Genomic DNA, 16,307 nt, shown 5'->3' on the forward strand with positions numbered 1-16,307 from the left:
CAGCCATGGCGAGTGTCACCGTGCGGCTCCGCTACCGGGTGCTGACCGGCCCTGACGACGCCGAGTTCTGCCGCCGGGTTTCGGAGGCGTTGGACGAGGGTTATGAGCTGCACGGCAGCCCGGCTCTTACGTACGACGGCACCCGTACGGTCGTCGCCCAGGCCGTCGTCCTCCCGCCGTACGCGGCCGCGTCCTTCCGACCGTCCGCGATCAGCGCCAACCCGATCGTCGACCAGGCGCCCGTGTCCCCTTCTGCCCCAGTGGCTTCGTCGACCCAAGCCCCTTCCTCGAGCGCTGCCTCGTCCTCGAGCACAGCCCCAGCGGCCGAAGCCCAGTCCGCCCGCCCCGCCGGCCGCAACCACGACCAACGGACACCACACCCCCGAAACACGCGGCCGGCTCGTAGTCCGGTCGCCGCACACCTCGGCCGAGGAGAAAAAGTCGCCCCTGAGATTCCCCCAGAACCTGGGTAGGAAATCCTCCACGGTTCTGGGGGACCTCATCTCGTTCAGGTGTCGAGTTTTTCGCGCAGCCACTTGCCAGTCTCGGCGATACTCGCGTCCATTTCGGGCAACCGTCCGGCCAGCAGTTGGAAGGCGTGTGGCATGCCGTCGGCAACGTGCAGGGCGACCTCTACGCCGGATTCCTTGGCCAGCGCGGCGAACCGCCGCACGCTGTCCAGCAACGTCTCGTCGTCGCCACACGTCAGCAGCAACGGCCCAAGCCCGGCCGGATTGGCATACAACGGATTGGCCAACGGATCGGTCGGGGACCGTCCACCGAGGAACATCGGCGCGACGGCGTGCACCAACTGCCGGGAAATGGCCACGTCGACGCCCGCATTGGAGTCGAACGTCGGCCCGTTCGCCTCCATGTCATACCAAGGCGAAAACGCCACGACCGCCGCCGGCAACGGCCGGTTATCCAGTTTGAGCGCGAGCGCCGCACCGGTTGCGATGTTGCCGCCGGCGGAGTCCCCGGCAAGGCGATCTTCGACGGTGGGAAACCCTGGGCGAGCAGCCACTCGTACAGGGACCGCGCGTCTTCGAGCTGTGCCGGAAATGGGTTCGCCGGCGCCAGCCGGTAGTCCGGGATCAGCGTACGAATGCCCGCCGCCTTGGCCAGATGCGCGGCGATTTTCCGGTAGCTTTCCTTCGAGCCGCTGACGAAGCACCGCCGTGGAAGTAGACCAACACCGCCTCGGAATCGCACTCGTTCGGGTTCGCCCAGATCGCGGGCAAGCCAGCCGCGGTGAGCTCCTCGTAAGTGACGTCGGCCGGTTCCTTGGTGAGCGCGTGGAACCGGTCGGCGCCGCCCAGGTCGATCGCCGGGGTCGACGGCCATCACGGCTGCCGTGGTCGCGGCCATGGCCGTGGGCGCGCATGCCGCGAACGTTTCGCGCAGCTCGGACCATTCCTTGCTCGTCATGTCCTGGCAGCCGCTGCCGGCACGAGTTGCGCGAACTGGCGTTCAAGAATCTTGTCCGCCCCCGCGGCCCAGGCCTGTGTCAACGGCGCGGTTGCCGGATCGGGAAAGATGTCCTCCTCGCCCTTCTCCACCGCATCGAAGATGGCTCGCGCGGCCGCTTCTGGGGAGATCTTGGGGATGTGGAGCTCCCGCGTCATATCCGTGTCGACCGGGCCGGCGAGTACGGCATGGAACCTGACGCCGTGCCCCGCGTGCGCAGCGCGAAGGGTTTTGGTCAGGGAGAACGCTGCCGCCTTCGAGGCCGAGTACGACGTCAACATCGGCAACGGGGCGAGCGCGGAGCAGGACAAGAGGTTGATAACGGCTCCACGCGAGCGGGTCAGCGCGGGCAGGAAGGCCTGGGTCATGGCATGGGAGCCGTAGACGTTCACAGCGAGGTGACGCTCAAGCACAGCGGGGTCAAGTGGGGCGTCAGGCAGCATGATGCCGGCGTTGTTGATCAGGACGTCGAGCGCCTCGACCTGGTTGGCTGCCGACTGGACCTGCGCAGGATCGGTGACGTCGAGAATCAGCGTTGTCACCCGCGGATCGGGCTGGTTCAAGGGCTGTCGAGTGCCCACGTAGACATGTTTGGCCTCTCGTGCGAGGGCTTCCTCGGCGAGCGCTTTGCCGATGCCGCGGTTTGCTCCGGTCACCAGCACGGTTTTGCCTTCGAGGGTCATGACCATCCGTTCGGTTTGTTTGTCAATTGACAAACAAACCTTCCCATGGCCATGGCCGCCGGGTCAAGCTAAAGTAGATCGACCGACAAACAACTATGGAGGCGCCTGGATGGCCACTCGCGGCCGGCCGCGTACGTTCGACCCCGACACCGCCCTGCGGCAGGCGCTCGACCTGTTCTGGAAACGGGGGGCTACGAAGGCACCTCGCTCAGCGACCTGGCCGAGGCGATGGGGATCGCCTCGGCCAGCATCTATGCCTGTTTCGGCAGCAAAGCGGACCTGTTCCGCCAGGTCATGGAGGTCTACGGCACAACGTACGGCGGGCCGCCCAGGCGCGCCCTGAATGAGCACCCAACCACCCGCGCCGCGATCCATGCCATGCTGCGCGCCACCGCGGATCAGGTCACCATCACAGACGCGCCGCACTACTGCATGCTGATCCTCGCCGCACCCACCGGAGCGGTGGAGAACCACGCCGTACGCGAGTCCCTGGCCGACATCCGGCGCTCGCAGTTCACCGAGATCAGGGACCGTTTCGTACGCGGTGTGGCGGCCGGCGACCTCGACATGTCGGATGCCGGGCTCGACGCCATCGCTCGTTACTACGCCACGGTGGTGCAAGGACTTTCCGTACAAGCCCGCGACGGTGCCGACCGCGCCGAACTGGAAGCCGTGATCACCTGCGCGATGGCTGGTTGGGATACCCTCCTGGACGCCCGCGCCCCACTACCAGGCCCGCAGCGGTAATGCCGATAATCAGGACGGCGAGCTGGTCCGGGCCGCCTGACACGACATCCGGCGGTGGTGGCGGTCTGTCGTCCGCTTTGGCGCCAAGGGTGTTGAGCAGTGTGACGAGATCCGCCGCCGTCCGCGCACGATTTGGCGGATGTCGACAGTTGGCGCGCTTCTCATCACGAACGGCAGCGTCATCGGTCACACCGCCGGACATCAGACGGGCGGCGGAGCCTTCCACGATCGCGGCCTCTATTTCGAGCTGACACGCGCGCTTTTACGCGCAGGCGCCCTAGTACTACAGGGCCCCGGGTAGCGCCGGCCACGATCAGGCGTTGCGCGGGATTTTGACGTCGTGACGCTAAAGCCCCTTGAACGTCGGTGGCCGGCGCCCGCCGGCCCTCAACGCAACCCCGCCCGCGCGGCGGCCGAAGGCCGCCCAGGTTCGTGGCGGTGGGACGCCCGATTTTTGGGCGGCCCCGGCGACGCGAACCGGATGCGCCGCCGCAGGCACTGCGGCCAGAAACACTGCGGCCAACAACACCGCGGCCAACAACTCACCCCCGCCCGCGCGGCGGCCGGAGGCCGCCCAGGTTCGCGGCGGTGGGGCGCCCGCCCTTTGGGCGCCCCGGCGACGCGAACCGGACGCGCCGCCGCAGGCACTGCGGCCAACAACTCAGCCGCCGACAGGGCCTTCGGCGGCCGGAGAAGTCTCGTACGCCTGACGGGACCCGCACACGCTCGCCAGTGGGCAAGCGCATCGCGACCCGTCGGCCTCCATCCGTACGACCACCGACTCGCGCGGCACGTCGTGGCCGACGACCCGGCCGCGACCCTGCTCGGTCTCGACCGTGTCACCCACCGCGGGTGCCTTGGACTTGAAGTTGGCGTAGAGCGGGTGCTCGTACTTCAGGCAGCACATCAGCCGGCCACACGCACCAGAGATCCGCATCGGGTTCAGCGGCAGGTCCTGGTCCTTGGCCATCCGGATGCTGACCGGCTCGAAGTCGACCAGAAACGTCGAACAGCACAGGTCGCGACCACATGAGCCGATGCCGCCCTGCAGTCGCGCCGAGTCGCGGGCGGACAGCTGACGCAGTTCGACCCGCGCTTTGAGAGTGGCGCCCAGGTCGCGTACGAGCGCGCGGAAGTCGACCCGGTGGGCGGCGGTGAAGTAAATGGTGGTCCGGTTGTCGTCCGGCGCGTGATCCACTCCGACCACCTTCATCGGCAGCTCGTGGTCGCGGATCAGCCGCTTCGCCGCGACCCGCGCCCGGGCTTTCACCCGCCGCTGGTCGTGGTCCCGTTGCAGGTCGTCCGGCGCGGCCACGCCGACGATCTCCGGGAAGCCGTCAGTGTCCTCGGTCACCCACTGCGGCGCCCAAACACACTGCGCGACCTCGTTCCCGTCGTCGGTGGGCACCAACACGTTGTCGCCCACCGCCGGCTGGAACTTGCCCGGCTGAAAGTAATACAACCGCCCATAGCGGTTGAAAGTCACGGCACAGATCATCCCCACTACTGAAGCGTAACCCCCGTCACTATGCTGACGTTTCGTCGTTGGGTAGATACGGATCAGAGTGGGTCCGCGTCTCGGCCCTGGGGGCCTGCAGCGCCGCAGGAGGCATAAGTGCTGGAAAGTCGTTCTCGTCAGAGGTTGGCAGCGCTGCTCACCGCCGCCACGGTCGGGCTGCTGTCCGTGCCGATGGCGGCCGCCGCGGCTACCCCCAACGGCCAGGAGCCGCTGCCCAGCGAGCTGTTCCGGTCCGACACCAGCGCGGCGATGGGGTCACTGTCCATCGCGGTGCCCGGGTCGCCGGCGCTGCCGGGGCTGCCGGCCACCTCGTTCGCCTTCGACCGGTCCGCGACCACGATCCGGTCCGACGCGGTCGCGAAAGCCAACGCGCAAGCCGCCTTCCTGGTCGGCGGGCCCAGCGACCAGATCCCCCGAAGAACAGCGTCAGCCAGCTCGCGCCGCCGGACAACGCGCAGCCAACGCTGTCCGACATCATCACCATCCCGGACAACCCCGTGCTCTCCGGCCAGGTCGGCAAGCTGGCCGCGCAGGCCCGCTGGGGCGGCTGCCCGAGTACGGCCGGCATCCTCGCCGCCTCGCAGACCAACCTGCTCGACGTGAAGGTGCTGTCGTTGACCGGCAGTGCGCTGCCGATCCCGGTCGGCAACCCGCTGAACGGCCTGCTTCCCAAGGGCGTGCTGCCGATCGGCGGCGGCGTGCCGCTGGTGTCCGGCACCACCGGGACCACCGGCAGTGGTGTGACGGCCGCCGACGCCCCGGCAGTGGCATACACGGACTCCCGCGGCGGCCTGGTGACCGTCAGCGGCCAGAAGGGCCTCGGCGTCACCTCGCAGGCCACTCTCGGGCTCGCCGACCTGCAGCTTTTCGCTGGTACGCCGGCGCAGACCACGTTGCGGCTCACGTCGCCGTCGCCGGCCAAGCTCACCGCCACCGCCGGCGGCGCCAACGGCAAGTCCAGCGTCTCGTACTCCGCGCCAGCCCTCACCGTGACCGGCCCGGACGGCAAGGCGCAGACCATTGCCACGCCCGGCAAGACGGTGGAGATCGGCCTCGCCGGCCTGGCCGGGCTGCCTGGCCTGCAGAATGTCGGCCTTCCCGGCCTGCTGCAGCCGCTGGGCAACCTCGGCGGCGTGGTGCCCGGCAGCACCAGCCCGCTGCCGGACATCAGCAAGGCCTATCTGGCCAAGATCACCATTGGTGACCTGTCCGACCAGCAGGACAGTCCGACGGTCGCCAGTGGCCGGCTCAGCATGCTCCGGCTCGACCTGCTGTCGCTGGACGGCGTCACGCCGCTGGTGTCCATCGCGCTCGGCGACCTGAGCGCCCACGCCGAGCCCCCCCCCGCGGCGGCGTTGTCTGCCAGCCGATCGCCGCCCCCACCACCGCGGCGCCGATCGCGAACCCCGGCACCGGCGGCACCCTCCCGGTCACCGGCACCCAGGTCACCGTCTTCCTGCTGGCCGCCGGCGCCCTGGTCCTGCTCGGCCGGTTCGCGATGGTCATCGCCGCCCGCCGGTCCTAGCCCATCGTTTCTCAGCAACAGCCCCCTACGCCGTCTTTCGCGTACGGGGGCTGTTGCTTGAGAAAAAAGCGCGGTCAGCCGCGCCAGAGGGAGATCATCATGTCCTCGACGGCGATCTTCGGCTTCACGTTCAGCTCGATCGCCTCGCGGCAGGCCAGTACGGCGTTGAGCCGCCGCAACACCGACTCCGGCGTCCAGGCGGCGGCAGCCCGGCCGGTTACCTCGGCGATGTCCGGATGGATGCGAGGCACCTCGGCGCCGACCCGGCTCACCAGGACATCGCGGTAGAAGGCCGCCAGATCGATCAGGGCGCGATCGAGGGTGTCTCGGCGCGACCGGGTGGCTCGGGACTTCTGCCGGCGCTCCAGGTCCTTCACGATGCCCGCGGTGCCCCGGGCTGCGCTCGCGGCGCCCTTGCCGGTGCCACCGGCGCCCAGGGCCTGCTTCAGTTCGGCGGTCTCCTTGTCCGCGACGCCGTCCAGTGACGCGTCCGCCTCAGCCTCGGAGGCGGCGATGAACTTCTCGGCCGCCGTGAAGCAGGCGCTCAGGTTGGTCAGCGACCTCGGCACCTCCAGGACCTCCTTGCGGCGGTCCCGAGCGTTGGAATCGCGGGCCAGCCAGCGGGCCCGACCGACGTGGCCCTGCGACGCGGCGGCGGCCCAGCGGGCGGTGTCGTCGTCGACTCCGCCTCGTACGAGCACCTCGGCCACAGCCTCAGCGGAAGGCGTACGCAACGGCACCAACCGACAGCGCGACCGGATCGTGACGGCCACGTCGTCCGGGTGCGACGAGGGCGCGCAGAGCAGGAAGACCGTACGATCCGGCGGCTCTTCGACCGCCTTCAGCAAAGCGTTGGACGCCGATTCGGTGAGCCGGTCGGCGGCGTCCGCGATCATCACCACGACCTGCCAGCGGCCGCCACCGGGTGCTCCGGCGGCTTGTACGACCAAAGCCCGCACCTCGGTCACGCCGATGCTCAGGCCCTCCGGCTCAACGGACCGGACGTCCGCGTGGGTGCCATGCAGGGTCGTACGGCATCCGTTGCACGCCCCGCACCCGTAGCCGTTCTCGCACTCCAGCGCCGCCGCGAAGGCCTTGGCGGCGACCGAGCGGCCCGATCCGGGCGGCCCGGTGAACAGCCAGGCGTGGGTCATCTCGCCCGGCGCCACCGGCTGGCCGGCGGTCAGTTGGGCGGCCGCGACGGTTGCTCGGCGCAGCACGGTGACCGCGTCCGGCTGGCCGACGAGTACGGAGAAGACGTCCTCGCTCATCGAGGCGCGGATCCGTCCAGCCACTGGGTGGCGTCGTCGGTGCGATCGCTCAGCGACCGCAGGTCCTGCGTCTCGGTCACCGCAAGCATCGAGTCAAGGTCCGGGTCCAGGGTGGTGGTCGTGTCCGCGTCCCAGGGCAGCGCGTTGATCGGGTCGGGCGCGCCGGGCATGATCCGGGCGATCCGCATCCGGACCTGGGTGGCGATGTCCTCCTCGCCGGAGTTGGCGTCGATCACCAGGTAGCGGTCCGGATCGGCGTCGGCGAGAGTGCGGAAACCGTCCCGTACCCGCTCGTGGAAGGTGACTTCCTCGTCTTCCAGCCGATCGGTCGCACCCCGCTGCCGTACGCGTGCGAGGCCCACCTGCGGGTCAATGTCGAGCAGCACGGTCAGGTCCGGACGCAGCTCGCCGGTGGCCCAGCCGGACAGCCAGCGGATCTCCTCCACCGGCAGTTCCCGGCCGGCACCCTGATAGGCCAGCGAGGAGTCCACATACCGGTCGGTGACGACGACCGCTCCTTCTTTGAGGGCCGGCCGGATCACCGTCGACACGTGCTCGGCCCGGTCGGCTGCGTACAACAGCGCCTCGGCCCGGCTGGACAACTTGTCGCCGCGCGGATCAAGCAAGATGCCACGCATCCGGGCCCCAGCCGGGGTGGCGCCGGGCTCGCGGGTGACCACACACTGCTGGCCGGCCATCCGCATCCACGCGGCCAGCTTGACCGCCTGGGTGGACTTGCCGGCGCCCTCGCCGCCCTCGAACGCGACGAAGAGGCCGGTCCGGATGGGAGCGTCCGGCACGCCCAGCGGACGGCCGCGCATCGAGCTGATCAGATCCGGAAGCAGGGGCACGCCCGGCCGGTCATCCATGTGCCGGAAGGCGACGACACCGGCGATCACCCCGAGGATGCCGGCGAGCAGCAGCAGGATCCGGGACGAGCTGATGGTCGGGTGCAGGATGCCGAGGTTGAGCACGTGTTCGCCGCCGCCGAGGCCGACCAGCAGCGAGCTGACCGCGATCGTCAGGAGCAGGACCACCCGTACCGCACCCTGCACGAACGCGAACACTCGGCCGCGCACCCAGTCACGTACTTCGGTGCCCAGCAGGGTCGTACCGGACAGGAAGGCCATCCCTGAGCCGAACCCGACCGCCACCACCAGCGGCAGCGCGATCGACAGGTGCGGCGCGAGGCCGAGCAGCGCCACCATCGCGGCCGCGAAGACGATGCTGAGGCCGAACCAGCGGCGCCGGGACAGCTTGCCCACCAGCCGCGGTCCCAGGCCCATGCCCAGCCCGAGGCCGATGAAAAGCGACGCGAAAAGCAGGCCGAACGCGGCCGGGCCGGCGCCGAGGCTGGTCGCATAGAACGACGACGTACCCACCACCACGCCACCAGCGGCGAAAGCGCCGCAGATGCCCAGCACGAGCCCGCGCAGTGCCGCGTTGTGGTGCAGGAACTGCCAACCGTCGATCAGCGACCCGACCCAGCCGGGCTTGCTGGCCGCCGGCGCGGCGCCCCGGCCGCTGATCTGCGGGATGAAGTAGACAACGGCCGCGGCGGCCAGGAACGTCAGCGCGTTCAGGTAAAGCGCGAAGTCGACCGGCTGGACAGCAGCAGCCGGGTGGTCTGCTCATTCGCGAGGCTGCGCAGGGCCGCGCGCTCGACGGCCGCTAGCACGAGGGCGGCCAGCACCGGCGCGATGCCGTACGTGGTGATCAGCGACAGCTGGTTGGCGGCCTCCAGCCGGCCGGGCACCAGGTTCGGCACCGCGGCTTCCTTGGCCGGGATCCAGATCATGCTGATCGCCTCGACCAGGAAGGTGGCGATCAGGGCCCAGGTGACCACCGCGGCCGGGCTCGCGAGCAGGCCGGCCAGCGGAATCGACAGGAACAGCACAAAGCGGGCCACATCGCAGACCACCATGGTGATCCGCCGGTCGAACTTGTCCGCCAGCAGGCCGGCGAGCGGCAGCAGCACCAGCGCCGGCAGCAGCTTCATGACCACCACGCCACCGAACGCGGCGCCCTGCGCGAAGGAACCGCTCACGTGGCCGGCCGCGAACAGGCTGGTGGCCAGCAGGCCCAGCCAGTCGCCGAAGCTGGACAGCCCGAGCGTCAGCCACAGCCGGCGGAACGGCCGAATCCGTAACACGCCCAGCAGGGAAGCCGCACTGTGGTTGCCCTGGGTCGTCTCGGGGCTGCTGATAGCGGCCTCCCTGATCGTCGGGGACCTGCTCGGGTGGTCACTGCGGCGGCACCCGAGCGGGCTTTGTCTCGCGGATACCCGGTTTCTGCGATTTGCCGTCCGAGCGTAGCGGCCACCGCCGACACCCCTGACGGCCACTCACCGATTATCGACGCCGACGTGACCACCGCGAGCACTATGCGTACACAGAATCGCCCAGCGTGACCACAACGCTCACCCTCCGAACCTGCGGCCGCCGAGATGCCGTGCACCACTCGCAGGGTGCGGCGCAAAACTGTCGTACCCACCCCCCAAAAATCACCCCCACCCAGTGACGGGTGGGGGGCGGGTTTGAGGACCGATGTTCAACTGAAAATTAAGGGTCTACCTCTCGACCCCCCCCCCCGCCCGTTCAAAGGGAGGGGGAAAGAAAAACAGACACCTACGACAATTTCGCGCCGCTACGGCTTGTCGCGGCTAAACCAGCCACACAGGTTTCCATCCCGACCCCGCCCGCGCGGTGGCCGGAGGCCGCCCAGGTTCGTGGCGGTGGGGTGCCCGCTCTTTGGGCGCCCCGGGGATGCGAACCGGACGCGCCGCGCAGGAACTGCGGCCAACAACTCAGCCGCCCAGGTTCGCGGCGGTGGGGTGCCCGCCTTTTGGGCACCCCGGCGACGCGAACAGTCACATCACCCAACCACCCGCGCGGCGGCCGAAGGCCGCCCAGGTTCGTGGCGGTGGGGTGCCCGCTCTTTGGGCGCCCCGGCGACGCGAACCGGATGCGCCGCCGCAGGAACTGCGGCCAACAACTCAGTCCGTCTGGGCGCGCCAGGCGGACGTGGGGGGGCGGGTCGGTTTTCTTCTTGGTGGGGGCGTCCTGGGGGCTGGCGTCGACTTGGCGGCGGTCTTCTTGGCCGGGGCCGTCGTCGTGGTTTTCTTGGCGGCCGTGGTCTTCTTCGCGGCAGCGGTCTTCTTCGCAGCCGTGGCCTTGGCCGCCGGAGCTTTCGCGGCCGTCTTCTTGGCAGCGGTTGCCTTGGCAGGGGCCTTCTTCGCGGCGGCCTTGCGAGTGGTCTTCTTTACCGGACCGCGGGCTCGCCGGTCGGCGAGCAGCTCGGAAGCGCGCTCGTCGGTGATGGTCGCGATCTCGTCGCCCTTGCGCAGGCTCGCGTTCGTCTCGCCGTCGGTGACGTACGGGCCGAAGCGGCCTTCCTTGATGACCATCGGCTGCTTGCTGGCGACGTCCTCGCCGAGCTCACGCAGCGGCGGCTTGGCAGCGGCACGGCCACGTGCCTTGGGCTGCGCGAGGACGGTCAGCGCCTCGGGCAACGTGATGCTGAACAGCTCGGCCTCGCTGCCGATCGAGCGAGACTCCTTGCCGGCCTTGATGTACGGGCCGTAGCGGCCGTTCTGCGCGGTGATCTCCTCGCCGCCCTCGGTGAAACCGAGCACCCGCGGCAACGACAGCAGCTTCAGGGCGTCCTCGAGCGTCACCGTGTCCGGCGCCATCGAGGCGAAGAGGCTGCCGGTACGCGGCTTGGACTCGTCGCCCTCAGGCAGCACCTCGGTCACGTACGGCCCGTAGCGGCCGGCCTTCACGACGACCTCGTGGCCGCTCTCCGGGTCGGTGCCCAGCGTTCGCCCGTCGGTGGGCGTGGACAGCAGTTCGGCGACTTTCTCCGGCGTCAGCTCGTCCGGCACGATGTCCTCGGGCAGTGACACCCGGTCGCCCTCGTCGCCGCCGGCCTGGATGTACGGGCCGTAGACCGACCGACCGGACGACGACGACGTCCCGGTCCTGCTCGTCCTTGAAGAGCGGGATGGAGTTGACCCCGCGGGCGTCGATCTCGCCGAGGTTCTCGGCGACCATCTTCTGCAGCCCGCCGGCCCGCGCCACGCCACCTTCGATACCGTCCGCGGCACCGAAGTAGAACCGGGTCAGCCAGTCCACTCGGCGCCGGTCGCCGGACGCGATCTTGTCCAGATCCTCCTCGACACTGGCCGTGAAGCCATAGTCGACGAGCCGCCCGAAATGCAGCTCGAGCAGCTGGTTCACCGCGAAGGCAATGAAGGACGGGATCAGCGCGGCGCCCTTTTTCCACACATAGCCGCGGTCCTGGATGGTCTGCATGATCGACGCGTACGTCGACGGCCGGCCGATGCCCAGCTCTTCCATCGCCTTCACCAGGCTGGCCTCGGTGTAGCGGGCCGGCGGCTGGGTGGTGTGCGAGCGGGCGTTCAGGTGGCTCGCGTCCAGCCGGTCGCCCTTGGTCAGCGTTGGCAGCCGCCGCTCGGCGTCGTCGGACTCGTCTCGTCGGTCGCGCCCTCGTCCCGAGACTCCACGTACGCACGGAGGAACCCGGGATCGGTGATGGTCTTGCCCGAGGCGGCGAAGTCGGCCACCTCACCGGAGGTCGACGTACCGGACATCCGTACGGTACGGACAGGCTGCGCCCCACCGCGTCGGTCATCTGGCTCGCGATGGTCCGCTTCCAGATCAGCTCGTACAGCTGGAACTCGTCCTTCTCCAGCCGGCTGGCCAACGCGCCAGGAGTCTGGAAGGCGTCGCCGGACGGCCGGATCGCCTCGTGTGCCTCCTGCGCGTTCTTGACCTTCTTCGCGTAGCGGCGCGGCTCGGCCGGCACATACCGGTCGCCGTAGAGCTCGCGGACCTGCGTACGCGCCGCGTTGATGGCCGTCTCGGACAGGTTCGTCGAGTCGGTACGCATATAGGTGATGTAGCCGTTTTCGTACAGCCGCTGGGCGATCCGCATCACCTGCGCGGCCGACCAGCGCAGCTTGCGACCGGCTTCCTGCTGCAGCGTGGAGGTCATGAAGGGGGCGTACGGGCGGCGCCTGTACGGCTTCTCCTCGACCCGGGTGACGGCGAACGGCACCCCGTCCAGGCGGGCCGCGAGGCCGGACGCGCCGGCCTCGTCCAGATGGATCACGCCGGAGGCGGCCTTGCCGGTGGCCGCGTCGAAGTCCTTGCCGGTGGCGATCCGGTCGCCGCCGAGCGCGATCAGGTTCGCGTTGAACGAGCGCGGGTCGTCCTGCGGGGCGCCGTCGGCCAGCTCGGTAACGGTGAACGTGCCCTCGATGTCCGCGTATGTGGCGGCGTGGAAGGCCATCCGGGCCTTTTCCCGCTGCACCACGATCCGGGTGGCCACCGACTGCACGCGGCCCGCCGACAGCTTCGGCATGACCTCTTTCCACAGCACCGGCGAGACCTCGTAGCCGTACAACCGGTCCAGGATCCGCCGGGTCTCCTGCGCGTCCACCAGATCGGTGTCCAGCTCGCGCGGGTTAGCCGCGGCGGCTTCGATGGCCGACCGGGTGATCTCGTGGAACACCATCCGGCGGACCGGCACGGTGGGCTTGAGGGTCTCGACCAGGTGCCAGGCGATCGCCTCGCCCTCACGGTCCTCATCTGTTGCGAGGTAGACCTCGCTGGCCGTCTTCAGCGCCTCTTTGAGCTTGGCGACCTGCTGCTTGCGGTCGGGACTGACCACGTACAGCGGCTCAAAGCCGTGGTCCACGTCGACGCCGAGGCGGGCCCAGGCCTCGCCCTTGTACTTGACTGGTACGTCGGCGGCGTTGCGCGGCAGGTCGCGGATGTGCCCGATGCTGGCCTCGACGATGTAGTCAGAGCCCAGGTAGCCGGCGATCGTCTTGGCCTTGGCCGGCGACTCGACGATCACCAGGCGGGGTCCGACGCCAGCGGCCCTCGCGCGTGCGTTCTTGCGCGGCGGGCTGGGCTTGTCGGCGGCTGGCACGGCTCTCCTTATTACTAGCGGTTCTAACGTCAGTGTGGTGGCTCAATGCTCTTACAGTGCGTAACACGACCGTTCGGCCGGGAGTGTGAACCTGTCCGCACCCAAAAAGCAAACGTAACCCGGCCGCCCAGTTGTTCGCAGCACAGGTGTCCAGCACCCACACGTCGACCGCCTACCAGGCCTCTGACCTGCGGTTATTTCCGTTTCGACGGCACTGGCGGGGCCTTGGGACAGCCGAAAAACTTCTGCTCAGCCGGGCTGGCAGAAAGGTGGCACCCGCAGCCCACTCACCCGTTCTGTGGGCAGCCTACCTGGCTGGCCGAGCGTACGAGCAACCGTGACCACTCAACGTAATCGTCCCCATCCTCTGCGTGCCGGCCGCAATGCCGCCAAAAGCAGAAACGTGCGCCTTGGCGGACGCACGTTTCTGTTTCGGAGACGCGATAGTGAGCGGGAGGATTTACTCCTCCGTCTCCTCTTCGCCCTCTTCGCGCTGGACGAAGGTCTGGGCGGTCGGGTCTTCCTCCTCCTCGCCCTCCTCACGCTGGACGAAGGTCTGCACCTCGGCCGAATGATCGTGGTCAGAGCCGTCGGCGCAGCGCTGCACGGCCGGCCCGGAGGCGCCGACATCGGCGGTCGGCGAGGGGCCGGACATCACTCTCGATCGGCGTTCGCGACCCGCGTCCCGCTCGAACCGGTCGCCCGGGTCGCTGACCTGGATACCGCCGCCCGCGTCGGTGCCGTCCACCGGACCGCTCCGCTGCTGGACGACGTGCGTCAGCTCATGCGCCAGCATGTGCTTGCCGGTGTCCGAGCCCGGGTCGTACTTGTCGCGCTGGAAAACGATGTTCGAGCCGACCGTGTACGCGTGCGCGTTCACCGCCTGCGCGGACTCGTGGGCGGCGCTGTCGCTGTGCACTCGTACGTCACTGAAGTCGGCGCCCAGCCGGCCTTCCATGTCCGTGCGAGTGTCGTCATCCAGCGCCGAACCACCGCCGGAGTTGACCACGTCATGCACCGGCGAACGCTCTTCCTCCATCAGCGCCCCGGTGGCGGCGTTGCCGGCCGCCCGCTGCAGTCCGAGCATGCCGGCGGGGCCAAGCACGTCCGTACGGCCGGCGGCCGCGGCCTTGCCGAGCATCCCCGGGTTCTCGGTCAGTTCCTCGCGTTCGACCCGATCGCCCTTGGGCCGGAAGCTCTGTTCGAAGTCGTTCTCCTGGCCATGCCCGCGCATTTGTCGCTCCTGCCGATAAAGAGTCGTCCAATTGATGGTGCCGCCGCCGTCAAGGCCGGACAAGGGCCGTGGCGTATCGATAAGGGCACCGCGCCTTGCCTTAACGGGCAATCGGTCCGATATCTGTAGAGTCCCAGCGTGGCCTTCAGTTTCGGTACGGTCCTGAGCATCGCCGCCGCGCTGCCGGCGACCGCGATCGGCCAGGTCCAGCAGGCGTGGAACTCCAGTGACCTGCCGGCCCGGATCGACCCGGCCGGGCTCGGCGACGGGCTGGCCGAGCTGGGTCGCGCGATCGGCCGGGAGCCCGCACTGTTGGCCCGGGTGGTCACCGAGGCGGCCGGCGACAGCGTCCGGCTCACCATCGTGGCCGCGCTGCGGGCGATCGGGATGGAGTTGGAAGAGGAAATCGAGTACGACCGCGACGAATCCGCGATTCGCCGACCCGGCCTGGCTGCACAATCCGTGGTATTTCCACTGGGCACAACAACATTCGGCCGGCGTACGACATTTGCGTCAACTCGTCGTCGAATCCGATCTGGACGGTGCCGGCCGCGCCAAGGCGACGCTCGCGGTCGAGCAAATCGCCAACGCGTTGGCGCCGTCGAACTTCCCGGCGAGCAACCCGACCGCGGCCAAGGAAGCCTTCGACACCGGCGGCGCGAGCATCCTGCGCGGCGGCCGCAACGTCGTACGAGACGCCATGTCCAACAGCGGCAGGCCGCTGCAGGTGGACCGTTCGGCCTACGCGCTTGGCCAGCATTTGGCCCTCACTCCGGGCCGGGTGGTGTTCCGGAACCGGTTGGCCGAAGTCATTCAGTACGAGCCGCGTACCGACAAGTCATATGCCACGCCAATGATTTTCGTGCCGCCGTGGATAAACAAATATTATCTCTTTGATTTGCATCCCGGACGCAGCCTGATCGACTGGGCTGTCCACTATGGACACACACGAGTTTCGCGATCAGCTATCGGAATCCGGACGAGTCGGTCGGCACGATCACGCTGGACGACTATCTCACCGAAGGCCCGGTCGCGGCGATGGCCGCGGTCGCCGACATCACCGGTTCAGCGGCGGTGAACCTCACCGGTTTCGGCCTCGGCGGCACGATGGCCGCCGTCGCGGCGGCCTGGCAGGCCGGCAGCGACGGGCCGCGGGTGGAGTCGCTGACGCTGCTCAACAGCCTGCTCGACTTCACCGACCCGGGCCCGCTCGGGCTGGCCGCCGACGCCGCCGCGCTGGCCCGGCTGGAACGGCTCGGACAGGCCGCCGGCGGCCGTGGCCTGGTGCCCGGCGGCACCGTCGCGGCCACCTTCGACGCGGTCCGGGCGCACCCGTTGATGTGGCGCTACCTGGTGAATGACTGGATGCTTGGCCGGGAACCGCCGGCCTCCCAGGTGATGAGCTGGAACGCCGACGTGACGCGGGTGCCCGCGCTGGCGCTGGCCAGCTTCGTACGCACCTTCTATCTGGACAACCGGTTCGCCACCGGCGGCCTCGCCCTCGGCGGCCGGTCGCTGTCCCTGTCGGCGGTCAAGGCCGGCGCGTACGTGGTGGCCGGCCGCACCGACCAGCTGACCCCGTGGCAGTCCGCGTACGCGAGCGCCCGCCACCTGTGCGGTCCCACTCGCTTCATCCTCGCCGACGGCGGCCACGTGGGCAGTGTGCTGGCCGCCCCGGGTCGCCCCACCAGCCACCTCGCCGGCGATGGTCCGCTGCCCGCATCGGCCGACGCCTGGCTGCCCGGCGCGCAGGAGGTGCCCGGCAGCTGGTGGTCGGACTGGATCACGTGGTTGTCCACTCGCTCCGGCAAACTTCGCCGCCCACCCAGCGTCGGCAACCACAACCACCGCATCCTCGCCGATGCCCCCGGCCGGTACGTCTGGCAACGCTGACCCCGTCGCG

Annotated in this window: 12 protein-coding genes and 3 pseudogenes; 6 read left to right on the forward strand and 9 right to left on the reverse strand. The window is 69.2% G+C overall.

Annotation, left to right across the window (positions count from 1 at the left end):
- Positions 1-5: 5 nt before the first annotated feature.
- On the forward strand, positions 6-473 hold the full coding sequence (locus GNX96_RS50960; RefSeq protein WP_279580065.1) for a DUF1737 domain-containing protein: 468 nt from the start codon (positions 6-8) through the stop codon (positions 471-473).
- Between the two features lie 35 nt (positions 474-508).
- Here GNX96_RS50960 and GNX96_RS63215 read toward each other — a convergent pair.
- Positions 509-1,428, reverse strand: a pseudogene (locus GNX96_RS63215) (alpha/beta hydrolase).
- Positions 1,425-2,183, reverse strand: a complete 759-nt coding sequence (locus GNX96_RS11890; RefSeq protein ID WP_279580067.1) for an SDR family NAD(P)-dependent oxidoreductase — start codon at positions 2,181-2,183, stop codon at positions 1,425-1,427. Before GNX96_RS11890 ends, GNX96_RS63215 begins: the two are co-directional and overlap by 4 nt.
- 183 nt (positions 2,184-2,366) lie before the next feature.
- Here GNX96_RS11890 and GNX96_RS11895 point away from each other — a divergent pair, with 183 nt between their 5' ends.
- Entirely contained in the window at positions 2,367-2,897 is a 531-nt protein-coding gene (locus GNX96_RS11895; RefSeq protein ID WP_279580109.1) for a TetR/AcrR family transcriptional regulator, read from the forward strand.
- A gap of 661 nt (positions 2,898-3,558) precedes the next feature.
- Here the strand turns inward: GNX96_RS11895 and GNX96_RS11900 are convergent.
- Both GNX96_RS11900 and GNX96_RS11905 read right to left on the reverse strand, forming a co-directional pair.
- Positions 3,559-4,395 (reverse strand): PSP1 domain-containing protein, encoded by an 837-nt coding sequence (locus tag GNX96_RS11900; RefSeq protein WP_279580068.1) that lies wholly within the window; start codon positions 4,393-4,395, stop codon positions 3,559-3,561.
- Between the two features lie 137 nt (positions 4,396-4,532).
- Positions 4,533-4,784, reverse strand: coding sequence for a hypothetical protein (locus GNX96_RS11905; protein ID WP_163568135.1), 252 nt, complete (start codon positions 4,782-4,784; stop codon positions 4,533-4,535).
- Positions 4,785-4,913: 129 nt separating this feature from the next.
- On the opposite strand from GNX96_RS11905, the gene GNX96_RS67140 reads away from it, so the two are divergent.
- Entirely contained in the window at positions 4,914-6,002 is a 1,089-nt protein-coding gene (locus GNX96_RS67140) for a hypothetical protein (protein ID WP_279580069.1), read from the forward strand.
- A gap of 13 nt (positions 6,003-6,015) precedes the next feature.
- Here GNX96_RS67140 and GNX96_RS11915 read toward each other — a convergent pair whose 3' ends face one another.
- Together GNX96_RS11915 and tmk are read right to left on the reverse strand one after the other, a co-directional pair.
- Positions 6,016-7,212, reverse strand: coding sequence for a DNA polymerase III subunit delta' (locus tag GNX96_RS11915; RefSeq protein ID WP_163568136.1), 1,197 nt, complete (start codon positions 7,210-7,212; stop codon positions 6,016-6,018).
- Positions 7,209-8,636, reverse strand: coding sequence for a dTMP kinase (tmk, locus tag GNX96_RS50970; protein WP_279580070.1), 1,428 nt, complete (start codon positions 8,634-8,636; stop codon positions 7,209-7,211). Before tmk ends, GNX96_RS11915 begins: the two co-directional genes overlap by 4 nt.
- Here tmk and GNX96_RS50975 point away from each other — a divergent pair.
- On the forward strand, positions 8,626-8,757 hold the full coding sequence (locus GNX96_RS50975) for a hypothetical protein (protein ID WP_279580071.1): 132 nt from the start codon (positions 8,626-8,628) through the stop codon (positions 8,755-8,757). The two genes, tmk and GNX96_RS50975, sit on opposite strands and share 11 nt — an antisense overlap.
- Positions 8,758-8,791: 34 nt before the next feature.
- Here GNX96_RS50975 and GNX96_RS50980 read toward each other — a convergent pair whose 3' ends face one another.
- The 3 genes and pseudogenes from GNX96_RS50980 to GNX96_RS11930 all read right to left on the reverse strand — a co-directional run bounded on the left by GNX96_RS50980 (position 8,792) and on the right by GNX96_RS11930 (position 14,467).
- A complete protein-coding gene (locus GNX96_RS50980; RefSeq protein WP_279580072.1) occupies positions 8,792-9,364 on the reverse strand; it encodes an MFS transporter in 573 nt (190 codons plus the stop codon).
- A gap of 1,002 nt (positions 9,365-10,366) precedes the next feature.
- Positions 10,367-13,095 (reverse strand): annotated as a pseudogene (gene topA, locus GNX96_RS11925) (type I DNA topoisomerase); the annotation flags it as partial.
- Positions 13,096-13,630: 535 nt separating this feature from the next.
- On the reverse strand, positions 13,631-14,467 hold the full coding sequence (locus GNX96_RS11930) for an eCIS core domain-containing protein (protein WP_279580073.1): 837 nt from the start codon (positions 14,465-14,467) through the stop codon (positions 13,631-13,633).
- A 163-nt stretch (positions 14,468-14,630) separates the two neighbouring features.
- Between GNX96_RS11930 and GNX96_RS11935 the strand changes: the two are divergent.
- Positions 14,631-15,275: pseudogene (locus GNX96_RS11935) on the forward strand (hypothetical protein); the annotation flags it as partial.
- A gap of 53 nt (positions 15,276-15,328) precedes the next feature.
- Positions 15,329-16,297 carry an alpha/beta fold hydrolase gene (locus GNX96_RS11940; protein WP_163568175.1) on the forward strand — a complete coding sequence of 323 codons (969 nt, stop codon included), beginning with the start codon at positions 15,329-15,331 and terminating at the stop codon, positions 16,295-16,297.
- The last annotated feature ends 10 nt before the right edge of the window (positions 16,298-16,307 follow it).

The organism is Fodinicola feengrottensis (assembly GCF_010993775.1).
Lineage (GTDB): Bacteria > Actinomycetota > Actinomycetes > Mycobacteriales > HKI-0501 > Fodinicola > Fodinicola feengrottensis.